The organism is Enterococcus sp. DIV1307a, assembly GCF_050537425.1.
In the GTDB taxonomy this organism is placed as follows: Bacteria; Bacillota; Bacilli; order Lactobacillales; family Enterococcaceae; genus Enterococcus; species Enterococcus faecalis.
Genome location: NZ_CP172914.1, coordinates 350,410 through 372,386, shown reverse-complemented (window position 1 = coordinate 372,386; position 21,977 = coordinate 350,410). Strand labels below are relative to the sequence as shown.

Sequence of the window (21,977 nt, the reverse complement as noted above, 5' to 3'; positions counted from 1 at the left end):
ATTACCCTCTTTCTAAAGAAGTGATTGCTTGGACACTTTCTTTGCCTGGCTTTGGTTTTCTTATAAGGAAATAAAATCCAGCTAAAACAACACCCATCGCTAAAAAAGTCCCCAGAGTTAGTGTGCCTTTTTCGACTAACACATGGCCTAATTGATAAATCACAAAACTGACCATATAAGCCAAACCGCATTGATAACCAATGGCTCCTAATGTCCATTTGAGGTCTCCCATTTCACGACGAATTGCGCCAATTGCAGCAAAACAAGGTGCACATAATAAGTTAAAAGTTAAGAACGAATAGGCCGCGACTGGCGTAAAGGTGTGTTGCAGTGCGCCCCAGACTTCTACCCCATTTTCAGAAACATCTTTCACATTGCCAAATAAAATGCCTAAGGTACCAATAATATTTTCTTTCGCTATCAATCCTGTAATTGTAGCAACTGCCCCTTGCCAATTCCCCCAACCTAATGGGATAAATAGCACCGCCAACCCTTTACCTAGAAATGCTAGAATACTTTGACTTTCTGGAACGGGTTGAAACGTCACAGAATAATGGGACATGAACCAAATGAGAATACTGGAAACAAAAATAATCGTGCCTGCTTTTTTTACAAATGAGCGACATCGTTCATAGGCATGTCGAACCACACTTCTAAGCTGTGGCAAATGATAGGCGGGAAGTTCCATAATGAATGGTGCTGGATCTCCCGAAAAATGCTTGGTCTTTTTTAAAGCAATCCCTGACAACACAATGGAAGCAACCCCTAAGAAATAAGCAGAGGGCGAGACCCAACTTTGGTTAGGAAAAAATGCACCTGCAATCAGAGCGATAATTGGCAACTTCGCCGAACATGGCATAAAAGTCGTGACCATAATAGTCATTCGCCGATCGCGTTCGTTTTCAATCGTTCGACTAGCCATCACGCCTGGGACCCCACAACCTGTCGCAATTAACATTGGAATAAACGACTTACCAGATAGGCCGAATTTCCGAAACAAGCGATCCATGACAAAGGCAATCCGTGCCATATAGCCACAATCTTCTAAAAAACCTAAACATAAAAACAGGACGGCCAGTTGTGGTAAAAAGCCTAACACAGCCCCAACCCCTGCAATGATCCCATCTAAAATTAAACTTTGCATCCATGGCGCTACTTGCCATTGCGCCAACCAATTTCCTACAAATTGAGGAACCCATTCCCCGAAAAAGACATCGTTTAACCAGTCTGTCCCCATTGTACCAACCGTTTGAATAGACAAGTAATAGACCAACCACATCACAAACGCAAAGATTGGCAACGCCAACCACCGATTGGTTACCACTCGGTCAATCTTATCACTGTGAGTAAATGTCATTTCTGTTTTTTTCGTCGCACATAAAGCAATTAATCGAGCAATAAAGGCATAGCGTTCATTGATGATAATCGCTTCACTTTCATCTTGAAAGATTTTTTCAGTAATTTGAATGACTTCTTCAATTTCTTTTTCTTGAAAAGAACTCAATAATAATTGCTCTTTGGTTCGAACATCTCGTTCAAAAAGTTTTAAACTATACCAACGCTGTTGCGTTTCAGGAACAGTATTCCCTAAAATATCAACAATTTCAGCAAGTGCTGCTTCTAAGCGATTATCATAAGAAGGATAAATAACCTCTGTCTCTATGGCATTCGCTCGCTGCTTACTTTGTTTTAAAGCATGATCCAACCCACGATTCTTCAAAGCACTAATCTCAACGACAGGCACGCCTAAGCCATAACTTAACTTTTCACTATTCAATGTTTGGCCGTTTTTTTCCAACAAATCCATCATATTTAACGCACAAACAACCGGTAATCCGGTTTCAATTAATTGTGTTGTTAAATAAAGATTCCGTTCCAAATTGGTCACATCGAGAATATTCAAAATCACTGAAGGTTGGTCCTCCAAAAGATAATCTCGTGCCACAATTTCTTCAGGCGTATAAGGAGAAAGAGAGTAAATCCCTGGCAAATCTTGAATAATGAGTGTCTTATCTTTCTTTGCCACCCCCTCTTTGCGTTCCACAGTCACCCCTGGCCAGTTTCCAACATATTGGTTGGCTCCTGTTAACATATTGAACGTTGTCGTTTTACCGCTATTAGGGTTGCCGGCTAGTGCAATTTGCTGAGTCATTCGCTTTCCTCCTTTTCAACCAAGATTAGTTCCGCTTCACTTTTTCGTAACGTTAGTTCGTAGCCACGTACATTGATTTCAATTGGATCAGCTAAAGGAGCTACTTTACGAATAAAAATTACTGTTCCTTTTGTTAAACCCATGTCCATCAACCGACGTTTCACCGCTCCTTGTCCGTGGATCCCTACTATTGTAGCGCGTTCTCCAACTTTCAAGGTATCTAAGGAGACCCAAACTTTCTCATTCGCCGAGCGCTCCTCCACATGAATCGCTTGTAAAATCGTATCTGTCAGCGCAATTCGACTATTATGTAATAAAACAATACCATTTTGATTCTGATAATTGACAAGGACAACTGCTTGGCCTGCAACGACACCTAAATTGTTCAGATGTTTCTTTGTCTGAACATCTGCTTGGACGCTTTCGACTGTATAGACTTTCCCAACTTCTGCCTGCGCTAACGTAATCATTTACTTTCCTCCATGTGAAAAAGTTTCAAACGAAAATGAGAATCGTTCTCAATTAAAAGAATACGCTTGCTTACACGGAAAGTCAATGAATTTCTGGATGTATCTCCTGTTTTCTTCTATTTTCCTTCTATATAGAGACACTTTTTTCAGGTTACTATTTTTGAAAAAAGTCAGCTCTTGTTTTTTATGTTACTAGCTACTATAAAATTCCACTCATTCAATAACAAATCCGCTTATTTTTTCTTCTTGTGCCTAACTCAAATGTCAACACAATATTTAGTGTTTTTTCACTAAATGTTCTCTTTCAAAATTTTAATTTTTTTGTTTGTCAAACACTGACCAATGTGTTTTTTCTCCCAAAAACGAGGATTCACGTGTTTTCATTTTTCTTTCAAAAACACAAAAACTAGTATTATGAGAAAAACGCACCACAATATATAGTGTTAAAGTGTTGACTTTTTTCTACATAGATTTATACTAGTCTATGTAGAAAAAAAGAGGAGGAACTTTCAATGAACGTAAAAATCTTTTCAAAAAATAACTGTATCCAATGTAAAATGGCGAAACGTTTCCTAAGTGAAAATAACATCGCTTTTGAAGAAATCAATATCGACGCACAACCAGATGCTATCGACTGGTTAAAAGAACAAGGGTTCCAAAGCGTACCGGTAATCACATCTGAAGCAACAACCGTTGTTGGCTTCCGTCCAGACCAATTAAAACAATTGGCTAGCTAAGATGAAACTTGTTTATTTTTCAGTCACCGGTCAAACAAGGCGCTTTATTAAAAAATTGGATTTGCCTGCTTATGAACTTGAGCCAGCGAATCCTTTTTTTGAAATAAATGAGCCTTTTATTCTTGTCATTCCTACCTATGATGCAGAAATTACAGAGGTAGTGAATGACTTTCTTGATTATAAAAGTAATCAAGAACTGTTAGTTGGTGTAGCTGGTGGGGGCAACCGTAATTTTGCTGAATTATTTGTCTATACCGCCAAAGATATTGCCCGCGATTACCACGTTCCGCTTCTATACTCCTTTGAGTTTAGCGGAACAGACGAAGACGTGGAGACCTTTAAGAAAGTAGTGGAAGAAATTGAGTCTAAAAGAAATTAAAGATGTCAGCTATTTCAAACTGAATAACGAGATTAACCGTCCTGTTGATGGTCAAATCCCTTTAAATAAAGATAAAGAAGCACTCGCAGCCTTCTTTAAAGAAAATGTAGAACCGAATACACGTAAATTCAGCTCTGCTGAAGAAAAAATCAACTTTTTAATGAAAGAAGATTTTATTGAAACTGAATTCATCGAAAAATATTCAATGGACTTTATTGAAAAATTGTATGCTTTCTTAGATGAACAACATTTCCAATTCAAGTCTTTCATGGCGGCTTATAAATTTTATTCTCAATACGCTTTAAAGAACAACGCCGGAACAGAGTATTTAGAAACATATGAAGATCGAGTTGCCTTTAATGCCTTGTATTTTGCGGATGGCGATGAAGAGTTGGCTTTAACATTGGCGGATGAAATGATCCATCAACGGTATCAACCAGCCACACCTTCTTTCTTAAACGCTGGGCGTAAACGTCGAGGTGAATTGGTTTCTTGTTTCTTAGTTCAAGTAACAGATGATATGAACAGCATTGGGCGTTCAATTAATTCTGCCCTTCAATTATCACGAATCGGCGGCGGCGTAGGAATTACTCTTTCAAACTTACGTGAAGCGGGCGCACCAATCAAAGGTTATGATGGCGCAGCAAGTGGTGTTGTCCCTGTTATGAAATTATTTGAAGATAGCTTTAGCTACTCTAACCAATTAGGTCAACGTCAAGGTGCTGGTGTGGTTTATCTAAACGTCTTCCATCCAGATATTGAAATGTTCTTATCTGCTAAAAAAGAAAACGCTGATGAAAAAATCCGTGTAAAAACGTTGTCTCTTGGTGTTATTGTTCCAGATAAATTTTACGAATTAACACGTAACAACGAAGATATGTATTTATTTAGTCCTTATAGTGTGGAACGTGAATATGGTGTGCCTTATTCCTATGTAGATATTACCAAAGAATATGATAACCTAGTGGCCAATCCAAACATACGTAAACGTAAAATTAAAGCCCGTGACTTAGAAAATGAAATTTCTAAATTACAACAAGAATCTGGCTATCCTTATATCATCAATATTGATACTGCTAACAAAAACAATCCGATTGATGGCAAGATTATCATGAGTAACTTATGTTCTGAAATTCTTCAAGTTCAAACGCCTTCTGTTATTAATGGGAAACAAGAATATGAAGTTTTAGGAACAGATATTAGTTGTAACTTAGGTTCAACTAACATTGTTAATTTAATGGAAAGTCCTGACTTTGGAAAATCTGTCCGCGCTATGACGCGTGCGTTAACTTTTGTAACAGATGCTTCTGAAATTGATGTCGTGCCAACTATCCAAAATGGAAATCGTTTAAGCCATACAATCGGACTAGGCGCAATGGGCTTACACACCTTCTTCGCTAAAAATCATATGGAATACGGCTCTGAAGAATCATTAGACTTTACAGACATTTATTTCATGTTATTAAATTACTGGACTTTAATGGAAAGTAACCAAATTGCGAAAGAACGTAACCAAGTCTTCCATAATTTTGAAAAATCAGATTATGCTTCTGGTGCTTACTTCGATAAATATATTGAAGGCAACTTTACACCAAAATTTGATAAAGTGAAAGAAATCTTCAAAGACATTCAGATTCCAACGGCTGAAGATTGGGCTGCGTTACGCGATGCTGTGAAAAAAGATGGTCTTTATCATCAAAATCGTTTAGCCGTAGCGCCAAATGGTTCAATTTCATATATTAATGATACTAGTGCCAGCATTCATCCAATTACTCGCATGATTGAAGAACGTCAAGAGAAGAAAATTGGTAAGATTTACTATCCAGCGCCTTATTTAGCTAATGATACAATCCCTTACTATACTTCTGCTTACGACATGGATATGCGCAAAGTGATTGATGTCTACGCAACAGCGCAACAACACGTTGATCAAGGAATGAGTTTAACCTTGTTTATGCGTTCAGAAATCCCTGAAGGCTTGTATGAATGGAAAGAAACACCAAAACAAACAACCCGTGACTTAAACATTTTACGTCATTATGCGTTCAACAAAGGGATTAAATCAATTTACTATATTCGTACATTTACAGATGATGCTGAAGAAATTGGCAGCAATCAATGTGAGTCTTGCGTGATTTAATGAAAAGCACTTAAATAAGGCGTTCTGCTTGAGCGTCTTATTTTTTAGGAATGTTCTCTTTTTAAACAGGACATTTTCAGATATACTGGACAAAGAAGAACGGCTGCATGCTCCTATTTGGACTCTGTAGAACGTTTTAAGCGAAGAAACGAGACAACTAGTCAAACAGACTGCTGTCCCAGCATACAGGAGGAATAACCATGGCAACGTATTATGAAGCAATTAACTGGAACGCCATTGAAGACGTCATTGATAAATCCACTTGGGAAAAATTAACCGAACAATTTTGGTTAGATACACGGATTCCGTTATCCAATGACTTAGATGATTGGCGGACTCTTTCCGATTTAGAAAAAACTACTGTCGGCTACGTTTTCGGCGGTTTAACTTTATTAGATACTGTTCAATCAGAAAGCGGCATGGATCAACTGAGAAATGATGTGCGGACGCCCCATGAAGAAGCCGTCTTAAATAACATCCAATTCATGGAATCTGTCCATGCCAAAAGTTATTCTTCTATCTTCAGTACATTAAATACAAAAAAAGAGATTGATGATATTTTTGAGTGGACAAATACCAACAAACATCTGCAATATAAAGCAGAACGGATTAACGAAATTTATAAAAACGGTACTCCGTTAGAGAAAAAAATTGCTAGTGTATTTTTAGAAACGTTTTTATTCTATTCTGGGTTTTACACTCCTCTTTACTATTTAGGAAACAATAAACTAGCGAACGTCGCTGAAATTATTAAATTGATTATCCGTGATGAATCAGTGCACGGCACGTATATTGGCTATAAATTCCAATTAGGATTTAATGAATTACCAGAAGATGAGCAAGATAAACTAAAAGACTGGATGTATAATTTACTTTACGAATTGTACGAAAACGAAGAACGTTATACAGAAGAATTATATGATGACTTAGGTTGGACCGAAGAAGTAAAAACCTTTTTACGTTACAACGCCAACAAAGCTTTAATGAACTTAGGTATGGATCCCTTATTTGCGGATACAGCCAATGATGTGAATCCGATTGTAATGAATGGTATTTCGACAGGAACTAGCAACCATGACTTCTTCTCCCAAGTAGGAAATGGCTATTTACTAGGAACAGTTGAAGCCATGAAAGATGATGACTATCTTTACGGTTTAGATAAATAGCAAAAAGCTAGAAACGATTAACGTTTCTAGCTTTTTATTTTACCAACTTCCTGAGGCACCGCCACCGCCGAATGAGCCGCCACCGAATGAACCACCACTGCTGCTACCAGAACTACTATGATTAGACGGATTGTATTGTGAGTTTAAATAAGCATACGTCAAAACACTACCATCATAACTATATAAAGTATCTCCTACTAATAAACGCCCAAAAGATTGTTTTTTTGCATTTGGATATATACTTAGTAAAGAACCACGCTTAGTGGCACGTCTTATTTTCCCTTTTGTGGCAAATAACGTTGCTCCATTAAGATATAAACAATAAAAAGAAGTCTTTTTCATCTTATTTAATACTTCCTTTGTCTGTTCTGAGTTATTTAGGACAGCCTTTGTTGGTAAACAATTCAAATAATCTTGATACATTTTTTTAACAAGTTTTCTTGTTCTTAAAATTTGTAAAATATAAACAGCACAAATGAGCATCCCAGCAATACTTGCCATTAAAAGAACATTTCTTTTCGTTGTATTAGTGTTTAACTCTGTTTGTATATTTGTTAATTCATTATCCACTTGTGCGGTTTTTGAATTGATTGCAGCCGATACTTGATCAATAATTTTATTGAGACCTGTATTATAATCCTCGTCTCTAAAAGCCTCTTTTACTTCTTCATTATTAATAATATCATCCGCATAGCTATCCGTTAAAATACTCTCTAAGCCATATCCAACTTCCAAGCGAGACTCGCGATCCTCAATTGCCATTAGAAAAACCACACCATTATTTTTTTCACGATCCCCTACACCTAATTGATTAGCAATCTTATTGCTGTAAGATTCAACAGATTCCCCACTAGGTAACGCAGGAACGGTAATAAGCATAAATTGTGCGCCATTCGCATTTTCCAACAATTGTTGATTCAATTGAAACATTTTCTGTTTAAGTTGATTTGAGACAATACCTGCATTATCTGAAACATAGATATTAGCATCATTAATGTTCAACTGCCCATTCGTTCCAGTAATTGTCACTAATTCATTTTCACCAGTTATTTCTTGTTTAAAAAAGTTATTTATTGTTGTCTGGGTTGACGCTTCAGTCATTTTCCCTGCTAAAATATCGTCTCTCTTTTTTTGTAAGGCATGTTGCTTCTCTCTCAGTGCAGTTTGTTTTGCTTCATAGGAGATTCCCTTTCCTTCATGCCAAGCAGCCATTCCTAATATTAAAATCATACTTAAACTAATTACCACAACAATCGTTGTATTCCGCTGATGCTTTTTATAAAACAAACGAACTTTTTCTTGAATTTTTTCGACTTTTTTATCCAACCTTCCTCACTTCTTTCTTTTTAACCCAAATTTTCTACAAATTTTTTATTTAAATTCCACTTGTGGCACTTCTTTTCCCTGCTCTGTCGCAACATAGTTAGTTTTCTTCTCAAATCCTAAAAGTTTTGCAATTATTTTATCAGGGAATTTTGAAATCTGTTGGTTATATGTTTCAACAGCTTGTATATAGTTACGGCGTTCAACAGAAATTCGATTTTCAGATCCTTCTAATTGAGTCATTAAGGTTTTGACATTTTCAGAAGAAGCTAACTTTGGGTAATCTTCATTCAATACTGTAACAAAATTACCTAATCCTTTTTCAATTTGCTCATTTGCTTGCCCTTTTTCAGAAGAAGATTTTGCTCCTGCGTATGCTTTACGTGCTTCCGTTATTTCTTTTAAAACTTCTTTTTCTTGAGTCATACTGCCTTGAACACTACTGACAAGATTAGGAATTAAATCAGCCCGTCTTTGCATTACATTCTCTACTTGTGACCATTCTGCTTCGACTTTATTATCTAAAGTAATCAATTGATTATAAGCTTTCATCACAAATGCACCAATAATCACAACGACAACAACAATAATACTAAGAAATTTATTTTTTTTATTCATCTTACTTATCACCTTTCTTTCTAACTCGTAATACAATCATAACTCTTTTGTAATCTTTTTGAAATATTAAACTTAAAAAATCAGTCCTAGGTCCTAGAAGAAAACCGCCATAAGCATTTTAACTTATAGCGGTTGTCATTAATTATAAATAGATGTTTCTACACATTAATCAATCGTAATTTTGTTACATTATTTGAAACAGATAGATCTTCGATAACATCGGCATACGTTAGGCCTTTAGGCAAATCAATAGTATAGATATTCGTATAGATTTTTGTATCATCCACCCAAGAAACATTGAAGTTCACATCATAAATTTCAATATGTTTTTCTTCAAAATACTGATTAATAAATTCTTTGGTTTCTTGTTTATGTTGATAGCGAATTTCTAATTTTTTGATTGTTGGTACGTGAATAATTCGTTTGACAATGGTTAAGGCAAATAATACACCGATAAAACTTGTTAAGGCAATCGTATAGTAGCCCATGCCCACCGCGATCCCTAAACCAGCAACGGTCCATAGTGACGCTGCTGTCGTCAATCCGGTGACACTTTGTTTCGTTACAATGATGGTTCCAGCACCTAAAAAGCCGATTCCACTTACAACTTGTGCAATCAACCTTGCTTGATCTGAACGAATGACCCCCGTCAAAGCCGGATTAGCTAACGCATCTTTCAATGCATTGATTGCAATTTGCGACTGAATTAACGCAATAATAGCCGCGCCCATACAAACTAAAATGTGAGTGCGCATCCCTGCTGGGCGATTCTTATATTGTCTTTCAAAACCAATTGCGCCACCCATCACCATCGCTAGGACTAACCGTAAAATAATTTCTGGAATTGTTAGCTGTAACATCCTTTTCACCTCTTCTTCTATTACTTCCAGTATAACAAAAAAAGAACTTGAAACATAAGGAAATCCTTATGTTTCAAGTTCTTTTTCATCAACGATTATAATTTACTTGCAGCTGCATCATCAATGATTACAACAACATCTTGATGGTTTTGTAATGCACTTGCTGGCATGTCTGTTGTTACTGGTCCGTCAATCATTCCTTTAATGGCCTCTGCTTTTGCTTCGCCATAAGCCATTAAAATCATTTTTTTACCTTTCATGATTGAGCCAATCCCCATAGAAACAGCACGTGTTGGGACATCTTCTACTTTGTCAAAATAACGTTTGTTTGCGTTGATTGTTGATTCAGTCAACTCAACGACATGTGTTAAGCTATCTAGAGGTGTGCCTGGTTCGTTGAAACCAATATGTCCATTTTGACCAATACCTAAGATTTGGATATCTACTGGATGTGCATCAATAATTTTTTCATATTCTGCGGAAGCAGCATCTAAATCTTCTGCTTTACCATTTGGTACAAATGTTTCTTTAAATGGTTTTTTGTCAAATAAGTGTTTGTTCATGAAATAACGGTAACTTTGCTCATCTTCGCCACCTAAACCAACATATTCATCTAAGTTTACAGAAGTCATTTCTGTAAAGTCGACATCACTTGCTGTCATTTCTTTATATAATGTTTCTGGTGTACTACCTGTTGCTAAGCCTAAAACTTTCGCACCATTGTTCATACCTTCTTTAATTAATTCAAACGCTTTTTTGCCGCCTTCTTCTGCATTTGCTACACGGATAATTTGCATTTTGACACGCTCCTTACGGTTTATTTTGGTATAGTCCAATTATAACACCTTCTGAAAAAAATTTCTAGAATAAAAGAAAAAAACTTCTATTTCCATCAGAAATAGAAGTTTTCGAGCTTGTTTAACAGATTAATATTGTGGTGCGTTGGGATCCACATACGTATTTGGATCAGCATAAGCGTTTGGATCTGTGTACGTATTTGGGTCAACGTACGTATTCGGATCATAGGCTCCTTCTGCTGCTTGTTGCGTATTGCCGTTGTATTCTGTTTGTCCGGCTGTGGTGTCCGCTGTGCTACTCGAACTAGTAGAGCTATTGACACTTGAATCACCAGATTCACCAATCAGTGCAGTATCTGTAACAGCATAGCTAAACTGATTATAAAAGGCTAAATCTTTTTCACGTTCAGAAGCATGTTCTTTTAAACCAAGTTGTTTTCTAAGCGTTGTTTGTGTTTTATATAAACTATTTGGATCTAGGACTTGATAATAAATATCATCAATGGTTGCACTGTATCCTTGTAATTGTTCTGAGTCAATTGTTTTAAAGGCAGATAAATATTTTGATTGGATGTCCATCATGTCATCCCAAGTTAAGTCTGTTTTTACGTTGGCTTCAACAGCATCAAGAATTTTTCGATATTTTGAAACACCGTCAAAACTCATGACTTTGCGCACAATTTTCTCAACAACTTCTCGTTGGCGGCGTTGACGACCCACATCTCCTTCAGGATCTTCGTGACGCATCCGCGCATAAGCCAAACCTGTCGTGCCATCTAACTTGATTTTACCTGCTGGAACAGTAATACCGTCCAACGTAAATTCACCAATCGTATTATCTACTTCAATACCGCCTACCGCATCAATCAGGTCTTTTAATCCTTTCATATTGATGGATACATAGTGATGGATGGGAATATCCAGTAATTCTTGGACTGTATTAATCGCCATTTCGGCGCCACCAAATGCATAGGCATGGTTCAATTTGTCTTGTGTGTCATTTCCAACAATATCTGTTAGAATATCTCTATCCAAACTGATCATTGTGGACTTGTTTTCTTTCGGGTTGATGGTTACAACCATTGTAGTATCTGAACGACCTTGTTCTGTTCGGCCTAAATCGCCTGTGTCAATCCCCATTAAAAGAACAGAGAATGGTTCTTGCGCATCAATATTGGCCGTGGCTCCTTTATTGGACTTACGGTTAACTGATTGATAGATCCCATTAATTGTTGAATTGGCATCTGAATACATCTTAATCCCGTAAGCACATACCCCAGCTACTACCACTAGCAAGACGCTCAAGAAGCCCAGTACTACTTTTTTCCATAGTTTCATAAGACACTTCCTCGTTTATCTAAGAATAATTCTTAATTCATGCCCTTTATTTTCTCATAGTTTGCTTATTCAAGCAATATTTTTTATTTTTTGGAACAAGAACTTAACACAATTGTAAAATAAAAGAGCGCTTTATCAAGGAACAATTGTTATTTTTGAGAAAGTGTTTGCAAAAATTCTTGATAATGTTTCTGTTCATTCGTTTCAGTGATAGTTATTTTCTCAAATGCACCATTTAGTAAATCAGTCAGTGATCCTTCAATCAAATGCGTAATCGTGGCATTCCCAATTAATTCCATCCAATAACTGCCATCTGACGTTTCGTGGACGACTGTTTTCACCATACCTCCAGCATTTTTGACGGTTATTTCTTCATAAAAAACACCATCTTTCAATAACGTATAAAGTAAACTACTTGCGCACATGGCTGTCCCACAAGCACTTGTAAAACCTACACCACGTTCATACGTTCGAACAAATAGTTGATTTTTGCCAAGAATTTCAACAAAACTCACATTTATCCCTTCTGGAAAATATGGATTTTCATTATTTACATAGGAAGCGATTCGTTCAAATTCTGGACCATTTAAGGTTTCGTGATCCACAAATGCTACAAGGTGCGGATTAGGCACTGCTACCGCTGTAAAGCGAATGGTTTTAGATAAGGCTGGTACAATTTCATCAATTAATGTTTGGACCCCTAAATGCATTGGGATAGTGACTGCTTCAAAACTTACTGGCGAAATTTCCACTTGGTAAGTCGCTACTTCTTCAGCTAAATTGGGGGCTTGACGTACTTTCAAATCTGCAAACATTGTTTCAACTGTAAATGATTTTTCTTGGTTTTTTTCAGCTAAATAACGGGCAACCGTACGCAAGCCGTTCCCGCACATGCTTGCTTCACTACCATCGCTGTTAATCACTCGCATTCTAGCATTGGACGTGCCGTGAGTCCCTTCTCCTACCAAAAGTAACCCATCTGCTCCCGCCAATAATCCTGTTTCCCGCGAACATAACTGGATGCGCAATTGCTCAATTTCCTCAGCGGTTAAAGAGCGCTCAAACTGTGTCTCATCCAATAAAAAGAAATCATTTTCTGACCCGTGTACTTTTTGCATCATAACATTCATTTTTTTAGCTCCTTCTTTATGTATCCGTTATCTTTCCCTACTTACTTTAGTATGCCATAAACGAACAACTATTTCGACCCTGGATTTGTAAAAGGAAAGAGTCAAATGACAGCCGTCATTTGACTCTTTCCTTCACAATTGGCAAACTTATTTTGCTGCTGCAAAAAGTTCGTTTACTTTATCCCAGTTAACAACGTTCCAGAATGCTTCAATGTAATCTGGACGAACGTTTTTATATTTTAAGTAATACGCATGTTCCCAAACGTCAAGACCTAAAACAGGTGTTTGGCCATCCATTAATGGTGAATCTTGGTTTGGTGTTGAAGTGATTTCTAATTTACCGTTATTCACAACTAACCAAGCCCAACCTGAACCAAAGCGGCCAGTTGCAGCTGTTTTGAAAGCAGCTTTCATTTCATCAAAGCTACCAAATGTTTCATCGATTGCTTCTTTAATAGCGCCAGTTGGTTGTCCACCAGCATTTGGTGCCATAATTTCCCAGAAGAATGTATGGTTTGCGTGACCGCCACCATTGTTACGAACGGCAGTACGGATATCTTCAGGAATAGCATTCATATCTGAAATTAGGTCTTCTACAGATTTTTCGCCTAATTCTGGATGTTTTTCAATCGCTGCGTTTAAGTTAGTCACATAAGTGTTGTGGTGTTTATCATGGTGTAAGTGCATTGTTTCCACGTCAATGTAAGGTTCTAATGCATCATAAGCATATGGTAATTCTGGTAATGTGTAAGTCATTTTTTAAATCCCCCTATTTTTTAGTATGTAACATACGTCTTTCATACAACTATTATGATAACAGAGTGAACCGCTTTCTACAAAATAGTTTGCTTGCCAAAAGAAAAGTTTTACAAAAGAGGGAGATTACCTTGTGTTTCCCTCATAAATTCGCTAGAATGACCTGTAGAAGAATGATGTGAGGAGTAAATAAATGAATACATTGCAATTATTTAAGCAGGCCTTTTTTTCAGTTTCAGAATTACGGCATGCGAAAAAAATGGCGTTTTGGAAAGTAATTCTCTATGCTGTTTTTTTAAGTGCTATTTTAGCACTACCTATTACCAAACAAGTCTTTTCTGTGCTACAAGAGGTGCAACAAGATGGCCAAAAAATTGCAGAAAAGTTGCCTGACTTTTCTATTGAAAATGGCACGTTGCAAACAAAGGCTAAAGAATCTGGCTTTATTTATCAAACCGACTCGATTATTTTTACGTTTGATCCAGATGGAAAGCGTACAGCCGCTGATGTCCAAAAAGATTTAATTGGTAATGCGTTTGGTTTGGCTTTTTTACAAGATGAATTTGTAGTCGCCTTACCAAATTCAGGCGCAACTGAATCAATTCTAGGCACCGACCAATTTATCTTCCCCTATAGTAAAGGAACCTTAGATGGCGTTAACGCTCAGAGTATCAAGACTGCGCTAAGTGAAGCAGCGATCCCCTGGTGGACAAAACTTATTGTCTTTTTAGTGGCTATCTACCCTGTTCTAATCGGTTTAGTTTTAGACTTACTGATTGCCGCTATCGGTGCATCTCTCTATTCAAAATTACGTTTTTATTCTTTACGTTTGATTGATTGTTTAAAAATTATTACGTATTGTGCTACCGTGCCAGTCATCTTAAGTGCTATTTTAAACTTCGTAAATCCGATGTTTAACGATGGCATCCTAGTTATTTTACTAAGTCTGTTCTTTTTCTTTGTCACAACCAAAAACGAACCACGGAATATCCCTGGTTCTTAAAAAAAGAGCCTGGGACAAAAATCACTTTGGATTTTTGTTCCAGGCTCAAAACCTGATAAACGGCGGGAACAGAACCAACTCCTTCGGAAATAAGCCGAAATTCTCCAAAAATTAAAAAGCAATTTTCGGAAATTCCTTCTTATTTCTCGGAGCTAAACGGTTCCGTCCCGACCTCTTTCTATTCTTCAAATTCTTCTTCATCTGTTAATTCAGGTAAGTCAATCGTAGTCACCGCAGATTGGCCAATTTGCGTTAAATATGCAGCTAATTCATCCACATTTTCCACAGGTGAGACGGCTGCTTCAATTGCCATTGCTAAATTAAGTCCAGCGACTACTCGCAATTGCGGATAAGTGCCCATGGCCATCATAGCCACATTACAAGGTGTTCCTCCTTTTAAATCAGCTAATACAAGCGTCGGGACATTGCCAGCTTCTTTTAAGATTGCTGCCAGTTTTGCTTGCGTGCCGCTCAAGCCATCTTCTGCGGTCATTGACACAATCGCAGCATCTGCTAATTCCCCGACAATCATTTGAGTAGAAGCTAAGGTTTCTTCTGCCATCCGTCCATGGCTCATTAAAATTAATTTTGGTTTCATCATATCCTCCTAAAAATACTGCTGATAAATTTTTGTTCGTGCTTTCAGAAAACCACGTTCTTCACGAGTGGGATGAATCCGATTCGTCAACAAAATTAGGGCTTCTTTGGTCTCTTTTTTCATACCAATCGCCGTTCCAGTAAAGCCAGTATGATACAAATAGTCTGCCCCAGCTTGCGTCTTTTTCACTTCCCAACCAAATGTACGTCCCCCTTGGTTCATAGACCAGAGAGCATCGAACATTTTTTCAGAAAATAATGGTTTGCCAGACGGGTAGCGATTGTTCATAAAACACTGAACAAAAGTGAGTAAATCTGGTAAAGTTGCAAATAACCCTGCACTGCCGATTGGCGCTTTTAGTTGATAGGCTTTCGAATCGTGGACCACTCCCTGAATAACGCCGCGTTGTTTTGTAATCTCTGTGGGCACTGCCTGGGCAAAATCGCTGACCGTAAAACTTGTATGCTGTAGGTTCATTGGTTGAAATACATATGTTTGAAAGCTCTCTTCTAATGAGCAGCGATCCAATACTTGAATAATTTCTCCCAATAAGTAATACCCTAAATCAGAATAAGTGGTTTTCCCTCGTTCAGATAACGAATGCGTTAAAATGATTTCTTGCAAGCTTTTTTTTGTGACATTTTTCTTATCGGCAACATCAGCTGGCAGTCCGCTCTGATGCAGTAGAAGCTCCCCAATCGAACAAGATAGTCCTTGATAATCAGGTAGGATTTCCCCCACAGTGGTTGAAAAAGCAAGCTGATTTGTATCGATTAATTGTAACATTCGACTTGTTGTCCCAATAACTTTCGTTAAGGACGCTAAATCATACAGGCTAGCTGATGAAACCTTTTGTCTTGCAAATGGACCAGTATTACCTAAAAAGCCCGTATACTGTTCTGATAAGCTACCTTCTGTAATCGTTCCCCAAGCGACACCCGGAACGACTTGCTGATTAATCAGTCTCTGAATTGTTTCTTGAATTGCGATTTGATTCATTGTTCACCACTTCTATGCTAAAACTTCTGAAATCCGTCCGTCATGTTCTGCTAATAGTTGTTTGGCTTTTTGAAAATCAACGTGGGCTTTCGCCATTACAATGGCTGGTGCCACTTCTAGCTGTGCTGCCTCCAAGTATTCTTTGGCTTGCGATTCCTCGATTTCTGCTGCTTCTTTAATGATATTCGTGGCACGTTGAATTAATTTTTCGTTCGTTGGTTGTACGTTGACCATCAAATTTTGATAGATATTCCCTACTTTAACCATAATCCCTGTTGAAAACATATTTAACACCATTTTCTGTGCTGAACCCGCTTTCATTCTAGTTGATCCTGTAATGACTTCCGGTCCTACAATTGGCGCAATCCCAATTTCCGCCAATTGATTCATCGGACTTTGATTATTACAGGTAACTGAAATGGTTAGAGCGCCCACTTTTTTTCCGTATTCAATTGCGGAAACAGCATATGGTGTCCGACCACTAGCAGCAATCGCAATTACGACATCTCGGGCGGTCAATTGATGTTGCGTTAAATTTTCGATAGCTAATTCTTTCGAGTCTTCAGCGCCTTCAATTGCTTGATACATTGCTTTTTCACCACCAGCTAAAATACCAAATGCGCGTTCTGGCGACACACTATATGTGGGCGTTAATTCAATCGCATCCAAAGCCCCTAAACGTCCAGACGTTCCTGCACCACAATAGATTAAACGGCCCCCTTTTTTAAATCGTTCTGCCGCTGCATCAATTGCTGCAGCAATCTGCGGAAGCACCTTTTCAATTGCTTGTGCTACCTTTTGGTCTTCTTGATTTATTAAAGTCACCATCTCTAATGTTGACACTTGGTCAATCTTTTTAGTCGCTTCATTTCTGGCTTCTGTCGTTAATCCTTCTAAGTTCATTTGCTTGCACACCCCTACTTCTCTTTTAGACGGCTGACAAGTTGACTCGTTTCAATCATATTACGTTCAATTTCTGTGTCTAAATCATCTTGAATTGAACCTAAATACAGAACATCGCCAATTGCCATTGACGAAGCAATCGATGAAATAGCCCCCACTCGAATGAGGTGCTCATTATTGGGGACTAAAAGAACTTCATCGCTCAATGATCGCACGTTTTCTCCATCGTTACTGGTAATAAAAATAACCGTTGCGCCTCTATTTTTGGCAATTTCACAGGCGATTAAGGCTTCTTTTGTCAAACCACTATAGGAGACCGTGATCAAAATGTCTTGTGCCGTTGCATAATTTAAAAACTCCAACATCATGTGACTATCATAATTAAAAATCGCTTGGCGACCAGCGCGGTTAAACTTGTGATAAAGATTATAAGTCGTTAAAGAAGAGGCACCAATTCCAACCAAATGAATTTTTTCCGCTTTTTTAACATGCGCGATTGCTCGTTCCAAGGCTTGTTTATCCACTGTATAAAATAAATCCTCAATCGTAGCATTTAATAAAGATTCCACTTTCATACAAATAGTATCCACCGAATCATCCGCCGCTACAATTGGATCAATATCTTTTTTACCGTTACTGGCAGCTTGTACCGCTGCAATGGATAGTTTTAACTCTTCCCAGCTGTCAAACCCTAATTGTTTAGAAAAACGGGTAACTGACGCCGGAGAAGTTTCGCTATTGCTAGCAATTTCGTTTGCTGTTAATGAGAGAAGACGGGTCGGATCCTTCAGTATATAGTCTGCGATTCTCTTATTTACTTTGGAAAAGTCCTTATATTTTTGTCTGATTGAACGGATTGGTTCCATCTTCTCATCTCCATTTCTATTTTATGAAAGTTAAAATTGCTTCGTTTGGTTCAGAGGGGATCATCTGTGCGGTAATAGTCACCCCATTATCTGTTAAACGACGAACGGTTTGAATATCTTCATCGGTTAATGCAACAGATTTTTTAATTGCTCGACTGCCTTCTTTTTGAGAAATATTGCCGACATTGAAGCTCTGCAACGGAACACCGCCATCAATTAAAGCCGCCATATCTGCAATGTCTTTCGTAATTAAAAAGACTTTTTCTTCATCATAATTGCCTGCTAAAATTTTTTCAATCGCTTTACGTTTTGATAAAATGGATAATTTAACTCCTGCAGGCTTAGCCATTTTTAAGGCACCAATTTGTAATTGATCTTTGACAGCGGCATCATTTACTACCATGATTCTTTGTGCGCCAACCGTATTCGTCCAAACGGTTGCAACTTGTCCGTGAATTAAACGCTCATCTACTCTTGCATGTACAATTGTCATAATAAATCTCTCCTATTATATACTATTTTTTTAAAATAAACCGCCAACCCAAGCCAACATTGGTTGTAAATTGCCTAAAACCATGCCAATTAAAATTAAAACAAAGATTAGCCGTGTTGAATTCATTTTCTTTTTCCCTAGTAACCAATAGGATAAAAGAACAATCCCTAAAGGAATTAATGCGGGTAAAATTTTATCCAACATTTCTTGAACAGATAATGTTACATCTCCCATTTTATAAGTTAAATCTAATTTGTAAGTAATTACCGAAGGAATCAAACCGCCGACCACCGTTAACCCTAAAATAGCTGCACCTTGTGTAAACAATTTCATTTTATCCGCAAATTCTGTCGCAATTTTTTTCCCTTGATGGTAACCAATCCAAGTGAATTTATAGCGAACCCATAGGACCACTGCTCCGGCAATTAACGGGATCAGTAACCCAACAACCTGGCCCCCTTGCGCCATGTAAGCTGCAATCGAAAAAACAATCGCACGATAAATCGCGATAAAAATGGTATCACCAACACCAGCAAACGGACCCATTAGACCTGTTTTCAAGCCAGTAATGGCCGTTTCATCTTCAATGCCGACTTCTTCTTCCAAAGCCATATCAGCTCCGACAATTAAATGCGACATGGCTGGCGTTGTATTCATAAAGCCAAGATGTGTCTTCAAGGCTTTCTTCATAGCTACTGGATCTTCACTGTATAGTCGCTTTAATGCAGGCATCATCACCCAAGCGTAACCAAGTCCTTGCATTTTTTCATAGTTCCAGCCCCACTGATAGCCAAAAAGATTACGGACGTAAACTTTATTAATATCCTTTTTTGTTAATTTGTTAGTCATCAATCTCAACCTCCTCATCATCTTCGTAAATAACCGTGCCACTTGTTGTAGCTGCGCCGCCTTTGTTATGATTCATCACATAAATCGCTGCTAAAGCCAAGCCAACCAGTGCGACACCTAAAACTGAGAAGAATTGGGCCCCATAAGCAAGTAACACGAACCCAATAATAAAATAAGGCCAGTATGTTTTAATTGGCAAGTACCGCATTAAAATAGCAATCCCCATCGCTGGTAAAATAGCACCTGCTGCTTTTAACCCATTCATCACCCAAATAGGAATCCAATTATTGATAGCGTTTACAACTTGTTCACCAAAAGCTAGGCCAATAAAAACTGGGATGACACGAGAAATCGTCCAAGGAAAAATTCCTAAAACATTGCAGCGCTCGACCCCTTTATAATTGCCTTCTTCCGCATAGCGATCTGCTTTGTGTTGGAAAAACGTATTAGCCATTCTGCCTAAAATATCTAGTTGTGTTAATAATAACCCAATCGGAACCGCAACTCCGATACCATACTCTGCCCCTTTCCCTGAAATGATTGCATAAGCCGTTCCCATAATGGCCCCCGAAAGAAAGTCTGGGACTGTTGCTCCTCCATAAGTCGCTACGCCTAATGTCATCAATTGAAGCGTTGCCCCAATCATCAAACCTGTTTGAACATCTCCTAAGACTAGGCCAGTAAACGTTGCAGCAAACAATGGTGTATATGGACCAATCTGAATAGAAATTTGGTCAAGTACACCAACAACTGTGTAAAGACATAAAATCAAAATAATACCAATCGATACTGTCATGCTTTCTCATCCTCCTTGAATGCGTTTTCTTTTTTTGTATTTGTAGAATACCATTAAAGAAATATCATTTCAAGTTCTTTTTAAAAATATTTTTAAATGAAATTATATTTCTTATATAATTTTTGTGCTATACTAAAAGAAAACGGTTTAGGAGTGATTATGTGCGGGTTTTGCTGATTTATTTCATAACTATTTTTCTATCCAATACAGTTGGTGCGCTCTCTGGGATGGGTGGAGGCGTCATTATTAAGCCTGTTTTGGATTTTCTTGGGTTCCATTCGTTAAATAGTATTGCGTTCTATTCAAGTGTCGCTGTTTTTGTCATGTCCATTTCTTCGACTTATAAACAGTATCAAAATGGTGTCCAAATTGAATGGAAAAAAGCCGCGAGTATTTCGTTTGGTTCCTTAGTCGGCGGCATGTTAGGTGATTTACTTCTTAATCAGGCGATTGCACTAGCACCAAATGAAGAAAAAGTACAACTAATCCAATATATCATCATGTTGCTGACCTTGGTTTTGGTTCTTCTCTACAATCAATTTTCCAACTGGCACTTACACCTCAACGGATTGAGCATTTTTCTGATTGTCGGATTAGGCTTAGGGATTCTATCAACCTTTTTAGGCATCGGTGGCGGTCCCATTAATGTAGCTTGCCTTATTCTCTTTTTTGGAATGGATATCAAATCAGCAACTGTTTATTCCATCATTACTATTTTTTTCTCCCAACTCGCCAAACTTGGCAATATCGGCTTGACCACAGGGTTTGCGGTTTTTGATTTGACAATGCTTTGGGCTATTATTCCTGCCGCTTTATTCGGTGGTTATGTCGGCGGTCTTTTCAGTAAAAAATTATCCCAACAACGGGTCGCCCAAATTTATAGTTTAGTTGTTTTTTTAGTTATTTTGTTAAATATGTATAATTTGTGGACTGTTATCTAAAAAAGAAGCGCTTTGTCGTATAGACAAAGCGCTTCTTTTTTAATTAAATCACTGTTAATTTAACATCTATATTATTTCTTGTTGCTTTAGAATATGGGCAAATTTCGTGGGCTTTTTTAACAAGTTCTTCTGCTTTAGCTTGATCTACCCCATCAATATGAACTTCTAATTCAGCACCAACGCTAAACCCATCTTCTCCTTGGAATAAGGAAACACGTGCAGTTACTGTACTTTTACCTTCGACTTTTTCTTGATCCATCACTAATTCTAACGCACCGTTAAAGCAAGCACTGTAAGCCGCTGCGAATAATTGTTCTGGATTTGTTGTATTTTCTTTCTTGACACCTGGCGAAGCAACCGCATAAGAAAATGATTTATCCGGTGAGTGAACTTCTCCTGCACGTCCACCCGTATTAATGATAGTTGTTTCATAGATTTTTTTCATGTAAATTCCTCTCCTTTGTAAAGTTTTACACTTCTGAGAACTTTTTACTTACATAGTTATTGTAGGAAACTTTGCCAGATACAGCAAACGTTGTGCTTGTGAATAATAAAAAATAACATTTAACGTTGTATTTTTGACGTAGAAAAAGAACCCATTCTATGATAGGATAAAGTGAACTTGTACATTTGTACACAAACTATTTTACAAAGGAGACTTTC

23 protein-coding genes are annotated in these 21,977 nt (G+C 37.7%); 6 read left to right on the top strand and 17 right to left on the bottom strand.

Going from position 1 to position 21,977, the window contains the following annotated elements:
• Window position 1 precedes the first annotated feature (1 nt).
• Window positions 2-2,152 carry a ferrous iron transport protein B gene (gene feoB / locus IGL90_RS01900; RefSeq protein WP_002355363.1) on the bottom strand — a complete coding sequence of 717 codons (2,151 nt, stop codon included), beginning with the start codon at window positions 2,150-2,152 and terminating at the stop codon, window positions 2-4.
• Window positions 2,149-2,622, bottom strand: coding sequence for a ferrous iron transport protein A (locus IGL90_RS01895; RefSeq protein ID WP_002355361.1), 474 nt, complete (start codon window positions 2,620-2,622; stop codon window positions 2,149-2,151). The genes feoB and IGL90_RS01895 overlap by 4 nt, the downstream gene beginning before the upstream one ends.
• Before the next feature lie 512 nt (window positions 2,623-3,134).
• Here IGL90_RS01895 and IGL90_RS01890 point away from each other — a divergent pair.
• From IGL90_RS01890 to nrdF, 4 genes are all read left to right on the top strand, one after another.
• Window positions 3,135-3,359 carry a redoxin NrdH gene (locus IGL90_RS01890; RefSeq protein WP_002355360.1) on the top strand — a complete coding sequence of 75 codons (225 nt, stop codon included), beginning with the start codon at window positions 3,135-3,137 and terminating at the stop codon, window positions 3,357-3,359.
• 1 nt (window position 3,360) lies between these two features.
• Window positions 3,361-3,738, top strand: a complete 378-nt coding sequence (gene nrdI, locus IGL90_RS01885) for a class Ib ribonucleoside-diphosphate reductase assembly flavoprotein NrdI (RefSeq protein WP_002355359.1) — start codon at window positions 3,361-3,363, stop codon at window positions 3,736-3,738.
• The gene (nrdE, locus tag IGL90_RS01880; protein ID WP_002355358.1) at window positions 3,719-5,878 is read left to right on the top strand and encodes a class 1b ribonucleoside-diphosphate reductase subunit alpha; all 2,160 of its coding nucleotides are present in this window, start codon (window positions 3,719-3,721) and stop codon (window positions 5,876-5,878) included. Before nrdI ends, nrdE begins: the two co-directional genes overlap by 20 nt.
• A 200-nt stretch (window positions 5,879-6,078) precedes the next feature.
• A complete protein-coding gene (gene nrdF, locus IGL90_RS01875) occupies window positions 6,079-7,044 on the top strand; it encodes a class 1b ribonucleoside-diphosphate reductase subunit beta (RefSeq protein WP_002355357.1) in 966 nt (321 codons plus the stop codon).
• A 39-nt stretch (window positions 7,045-7,083) separates the two neighbouring features.
• Here nrdF and IGL90_RS01870 read toward each other — a convergent pair whose 3' ends face one another.
• From IGL90_RS01870 to IGL90_RS01840, 7 genes are all read right to left on the bottom strand, one after another.
• Window positions 7,084-8,370 (bottom strand): TPM domain-containing protein, encoded by a 1,287-nt coding sequence (locus IGL90_RS01870; RefSeq protein ID WP_048737407.1) that lies wholly within the window; start codon window positions 8,368-8,370, stop codon window positions 7,084-7,086.
• A 45-nt stretch (window positions 8,371-8,415) separates the two neighbouring features.
• Window positions 8,416-8,985: a LemA family protein gene (locus tag IGL90_RS01865; RefSeq protein WP_002386098.1), complete on the bottom strand. Its 570-nt coding sequence runs from the start codon at window positions 8,983-8,985 to the stop codon at window positions 8,416-8,418.
• Between the two features lie 158 nt (window positions 8,986-9,143).
• Window positions 9,144-9,845 carry an MgtC/SapB family protein gene (locus tag IGL90_RS01860; protein WP_002355354.1) on the bottom strand — a complete coding sequence of 234 codons (702 nt, stop codon included), beginning with the start codon at window positions 9,843-9,845 and terminating at the stop codon, window positions 9,144-9,146.
• Between the two features lie 95 nt (window positions 9,846-9,940).
• Window positions 9,941-10,642 carry a glucosamine-6-phosphate deaminase gene (gene nagB, locus IGL90_RS01855; protein ID WP_002355352.1) on the bottom strand — a complete coding sequence of 234 codons (702 nt, stop codon included), beginning with the start codon at window positions 10,640-10,642 and terminating at the stop codon, window positions 9,941-9,943.
• A gap of 129 nt (window positions 10,643-10,771) precedes the next feature.
• A complete protein-coding gene (locus IGL90_RS01850) occupies window positions 10,772-11,980 on the bottom strand; it encodes an LCP family protein (RefSeq protein ID WP_002393688.1) in 1,209 nt (402 codons plus the stop codon).
• Between the two features lie 149 nt (window positions 11,981-12,129).
• A complete protein-coding gene (dapF, locus tag IGL90_RS01845; RefSeq protein WP_002367903.1) occupies window positions 12,130-13,110 on the bottom strand; it encodes a diaminopimelate epimerase in 981 nt (326 codons plus the stop codon).
• Between the two features lie 147 nt (window positions 13,111-13,257).
• The gene (locus tag IGL90_RS01840; RefSeq protein ID WP_002361201.1) at window positions 13,258-13,866 is read right to left on the bottom strand and encodes a superoxide dismutase; all 609 of its coding nucleotides are present in this window, start codon (window positions 13,864-13,866) and stop codon (window positions 13,258-13,260) included.
• 193 nt (window positions 13,867-14,059) lie between these two features.
• On the opposite strand from IGL90_RS01840, the gene IGL90_RS01835 reads away from it, so the two are divergent.
• Window positions 14,060-14,869 (top strand): DUF1189 domain-containing protein, encoded by an 810-nt coding sequence (locus tag IGL90_RS01835; RefSeq protein ID WP_002355344.1) that lies wholly within the window; start codon window positions 14,060-14,062, stop codon window positions 14,867-14,869.
• 178 nt (window positions 14,870-15,047) lie between these two features.
• Here IGL90_RS01835 and IGL90_RS01830 read toward each other — a convergent pair whose 3' ends face one another.
• From IGL90_RS01830 to IGL90_RS01800, 7 genes are read right to left on the bottom strand one after another with little or no spacing between them, the layout of a single operon-like run.
• Window positions 15,048-15,467: a PTS sugar transporter subunit IIA gene (locus IGL90_RS01830; protein WP_002363016.1), complete on the bottom strand. Its 420-nt coding sequence runs from the start codon at window positions 15,465-15,467 to the stop codon at window positions 15,048-15,050.
• Window positions 15,468-15,476: 9 nt separating this feature from the next.
• Window positions 15,477-16,466, bottom strand: a complete 990-nt coding sequence (locus IGL90_RS01825) for a serine hydrolase domain-containing protein (protein WP_048737092.1) — start codon at window positions 16,464-16,466, stop codon at window positions 15,477-15,479.
• A 12-nt stretch (window positions 16,467-16,478) separates the two neighbouring features.
• Window positions 16,479-17,369, bottom strand: coding sequence for an N-acetylmuramic acid 6-phosphate etherase (murQ, locus tag IGL90_RS01820; protein ID WP_016615938.1), 891 nt, complete (start codon window positions 17,367-17,369; stop codon window positions 16,479-16,481).
• A 14-nt stretch (window positions 17,370-17,383) separates the two neighbouring features.
• Window positions 17,384-18,235, bottom strand: coding sequence for a MurR/RpiR family transcriptional regulator (locus IGL90_RS01815; RefSeq protein ID WP_002355339.1), 852 nt, complete (start codon window positions 18,233-18,235; stop codon window positions 17,384-17,386).
• A gap of 16 nt (window positions 18,236-18,251) precedes the next feature.
• Window positions 18,252-18,728, bottom strand: a complete 477-nt coding sequence (locus tag IGL90_RS01810; protein ID WP_002355337.1) for a PTS system mannose/fructose/N-acetylgalactosamine-transporter subunit IIB — start codon at window positions 18,726-18,728, stop codon at window positions 18,252-18,254.
• Between the two features lie 30 nt (window positions 18,729-18,758).
• Window positions 18,759-19,577, bottom strand: coding sequence for a PTS system mannose/fructose/sorbose family transporter subunit IID (locus tag IGL90_RS01805; protein WP_002355336.1), 819 nt, complete (start codon window positions 19,575-19,577; stop codon window positions 18,759-18,761).
• Entirely contained in the window at window positions 19,570-20,373 is an 804-nt protein-coding gene (locus IGL90_RS01800; protein WP_002358431.1) for a PTS mannose/fructose/sorbose/N-acetylgalactosamine transporter subunit IIC, read from the bottom strand. The genes IGL90_RS01805 and IGL90_RS01800 overlap by 8 nt, the downstream gene beginning before the upstream one ends.
• A gap of 170 nt (window positions 20,374-20,543) precedes the next feature.
• Here IGL90_RS01800 and IGL90_RS01795 point away from each other — a divergent pair, with 170 nt between their 5' ends.
• Window positions 20,544-21,314, top strand: coding sequence for a sulfite exporter TauE/SafE family protein (locus IGL90_RS01795; protein WP_225581367.1), 771 nt, complete (start codon window positions 20,544-20,546; stop codon window positions 21,312-21,314).
• Between the two features lie 43 nt (window positions 21,315-21,357).
• On the opposite strand, the gene IGL90_RS01790 is transcribed toward IGL90_RS01795, so the two are convergent.
• Window positions 21,358-21,759 carry an organic hydroperoxide resistance protein gene (locus IGL90_RS01790; RefSeq protein ID WP_002355332.1) on the bottom strand — a complete coding sequence of 134 codons (402 nt, stop codon included), beginning with the start codon at window positions 21,757-21,759 and terminating at the stop codon, window positions 21,358-21,360.
• Window positions 21,760-21,977 lie beyond the last annotated feature (218 nt).

Excerpts from the sequence above, each read along its gene's own strand:
- IGL90_RS01825 (WP_048737092.1), bottom strand. The coding sequence starts at position 16,466 with ATGAATCAAATCGCAATTCAAGAAACAATTCAGAGACTGATTAATCAG.
- IGL90_RS01860 (WP_002355354.1), bottom strand. The coding sequence starts at position 9,845 with ATGTTACAGCTAACAATTCCAGAAATTATTTTACGGTTAGTCCTAGCG.
- IGL90_RS01840 (WP_002361201.1), bottom strand. The coding sequence starts at position 13,866 with ATGACTTACACATTACCAGAATTACCATATGCTTATGATGCATTAGAA.
- IGL90_RS01835 (WP_002355344.1), top strand. The coding sequence starts at position 14,060 with ATGAATACATTGCAATTATTTAAGCAGGCCTTTTTTTCAGTTTCAGAA.
- IGL90_RS01810 (WP_002355337.1), bottom strand. The coding sequence starts at position 18,728 with ATGACAATTGTACATGCAAGAGTAGATGAGCGTTTAATTCACGGACAA.
- dapF (WP_002367903.1), bottom strand. The coding sequence starts at position 13,110 with ATGAATGTTATGATGCAAAAAGTACACGGGTCAGAAAATGATTTCTTT.
- IGL90_RS01865 (WP_002386098.1), bottom strand. The coding sequence starts at position 8,985 with ATGAATAAAAAAAATAAATTTCTTAGTATTATTGTTGTTGTCGTTGTG.
- IGL90_RS01800 (WP_002358431.1), bottom strand. The coding sequence starts at position 20,373 with ATGACAGTATCGATTGGTATTATTTTGATTTTATGTCTTTACACAGTT.
- IGL90_RS01805 (WP_002355336.1), bottom strand. The coding sequence starts at position 19,577 with ATGACTAACAAATTAACAAAAAAGGATATTAATAAAGTTTACGTCCGT.
- IGL90_RS01830 (WP_002363016.1), bottom strand. The coding sequence starts at position 15,467 with ATGAAACCAAAATTAATTTTAATGAGCCATGGACGGATGGCAGAAGAA.
- IGL90_RS01895 (WP_002355361.1), bottom strand. The coding sequence starts at position 2,622 with ATGATTACGTTAGCGCAGGCAGAAGTTGGGAAAGTCTATACAGTCGAA.
- nrdF (WP_002355357.1), top strand. The coding sequence starts at position 6,079 with ATGGCAACGTATTATGAAGCAATTAACTGGAACGCCATTGAAGACGTC.
- feoB (WP_002355363.1), bottom strand. The coding sequence starts at position 2,152 with ATGACTCAGCAAATTGCACTAGCCGGCAACCCTAATAGCGGTAAAACG.
- nagB (WP_002355352.1), bottom strand. The coding sequence starts at position 10,642 with ATGCAAATTATCCGTGTAGCAAATGCAGAAGAAGGCGGCAAAAAAGCG.
- IGL90_RS01815 (WP_002355339.1), bottom strand. The coding sequence starts at position 18,235 with ATGGAACCAATCCGTTCAATCAGACAAAAATATAAGGACTTTTCCAAA.
- IGL90_RS01850 (WP_002393688.1), bottom strand. The coding sequence starts at position 11,980 with ATGAAACTATGGAAAAAAGTAGTACTGGGCTTCTTGAGCGTCTTGCTA.
- IGL90_RS01790 (WP_002355332.1), bottom strand. The coding sequence starts at position 21,759 with ATGAAAAAAATCTATGAAACAACTATCATTAATACGGGTGGACGTGCA.
- IGL90_RS01890 (WP_002355360.1), top strand. The coding sequence starts at position 3,135 with ATGAACGTAAAAATCTTTTCAAAAAATAACTGTATCCAATGTAAAATG.
- nrdI (WP_002355359.1), top strand. The coding sequence starts at position 3,361 with ATGAAACTTGTTTATTTTTCAGTCACCGGTCAAACAAGGCGCTTTATT.
- murQ (WP_016615938.1), bottom strand. The coding sequence starts at position 17,369 with ATGAACTTAGAAGGATTAACGACAGAAGCCAGAAATGAAGCGACTAAA.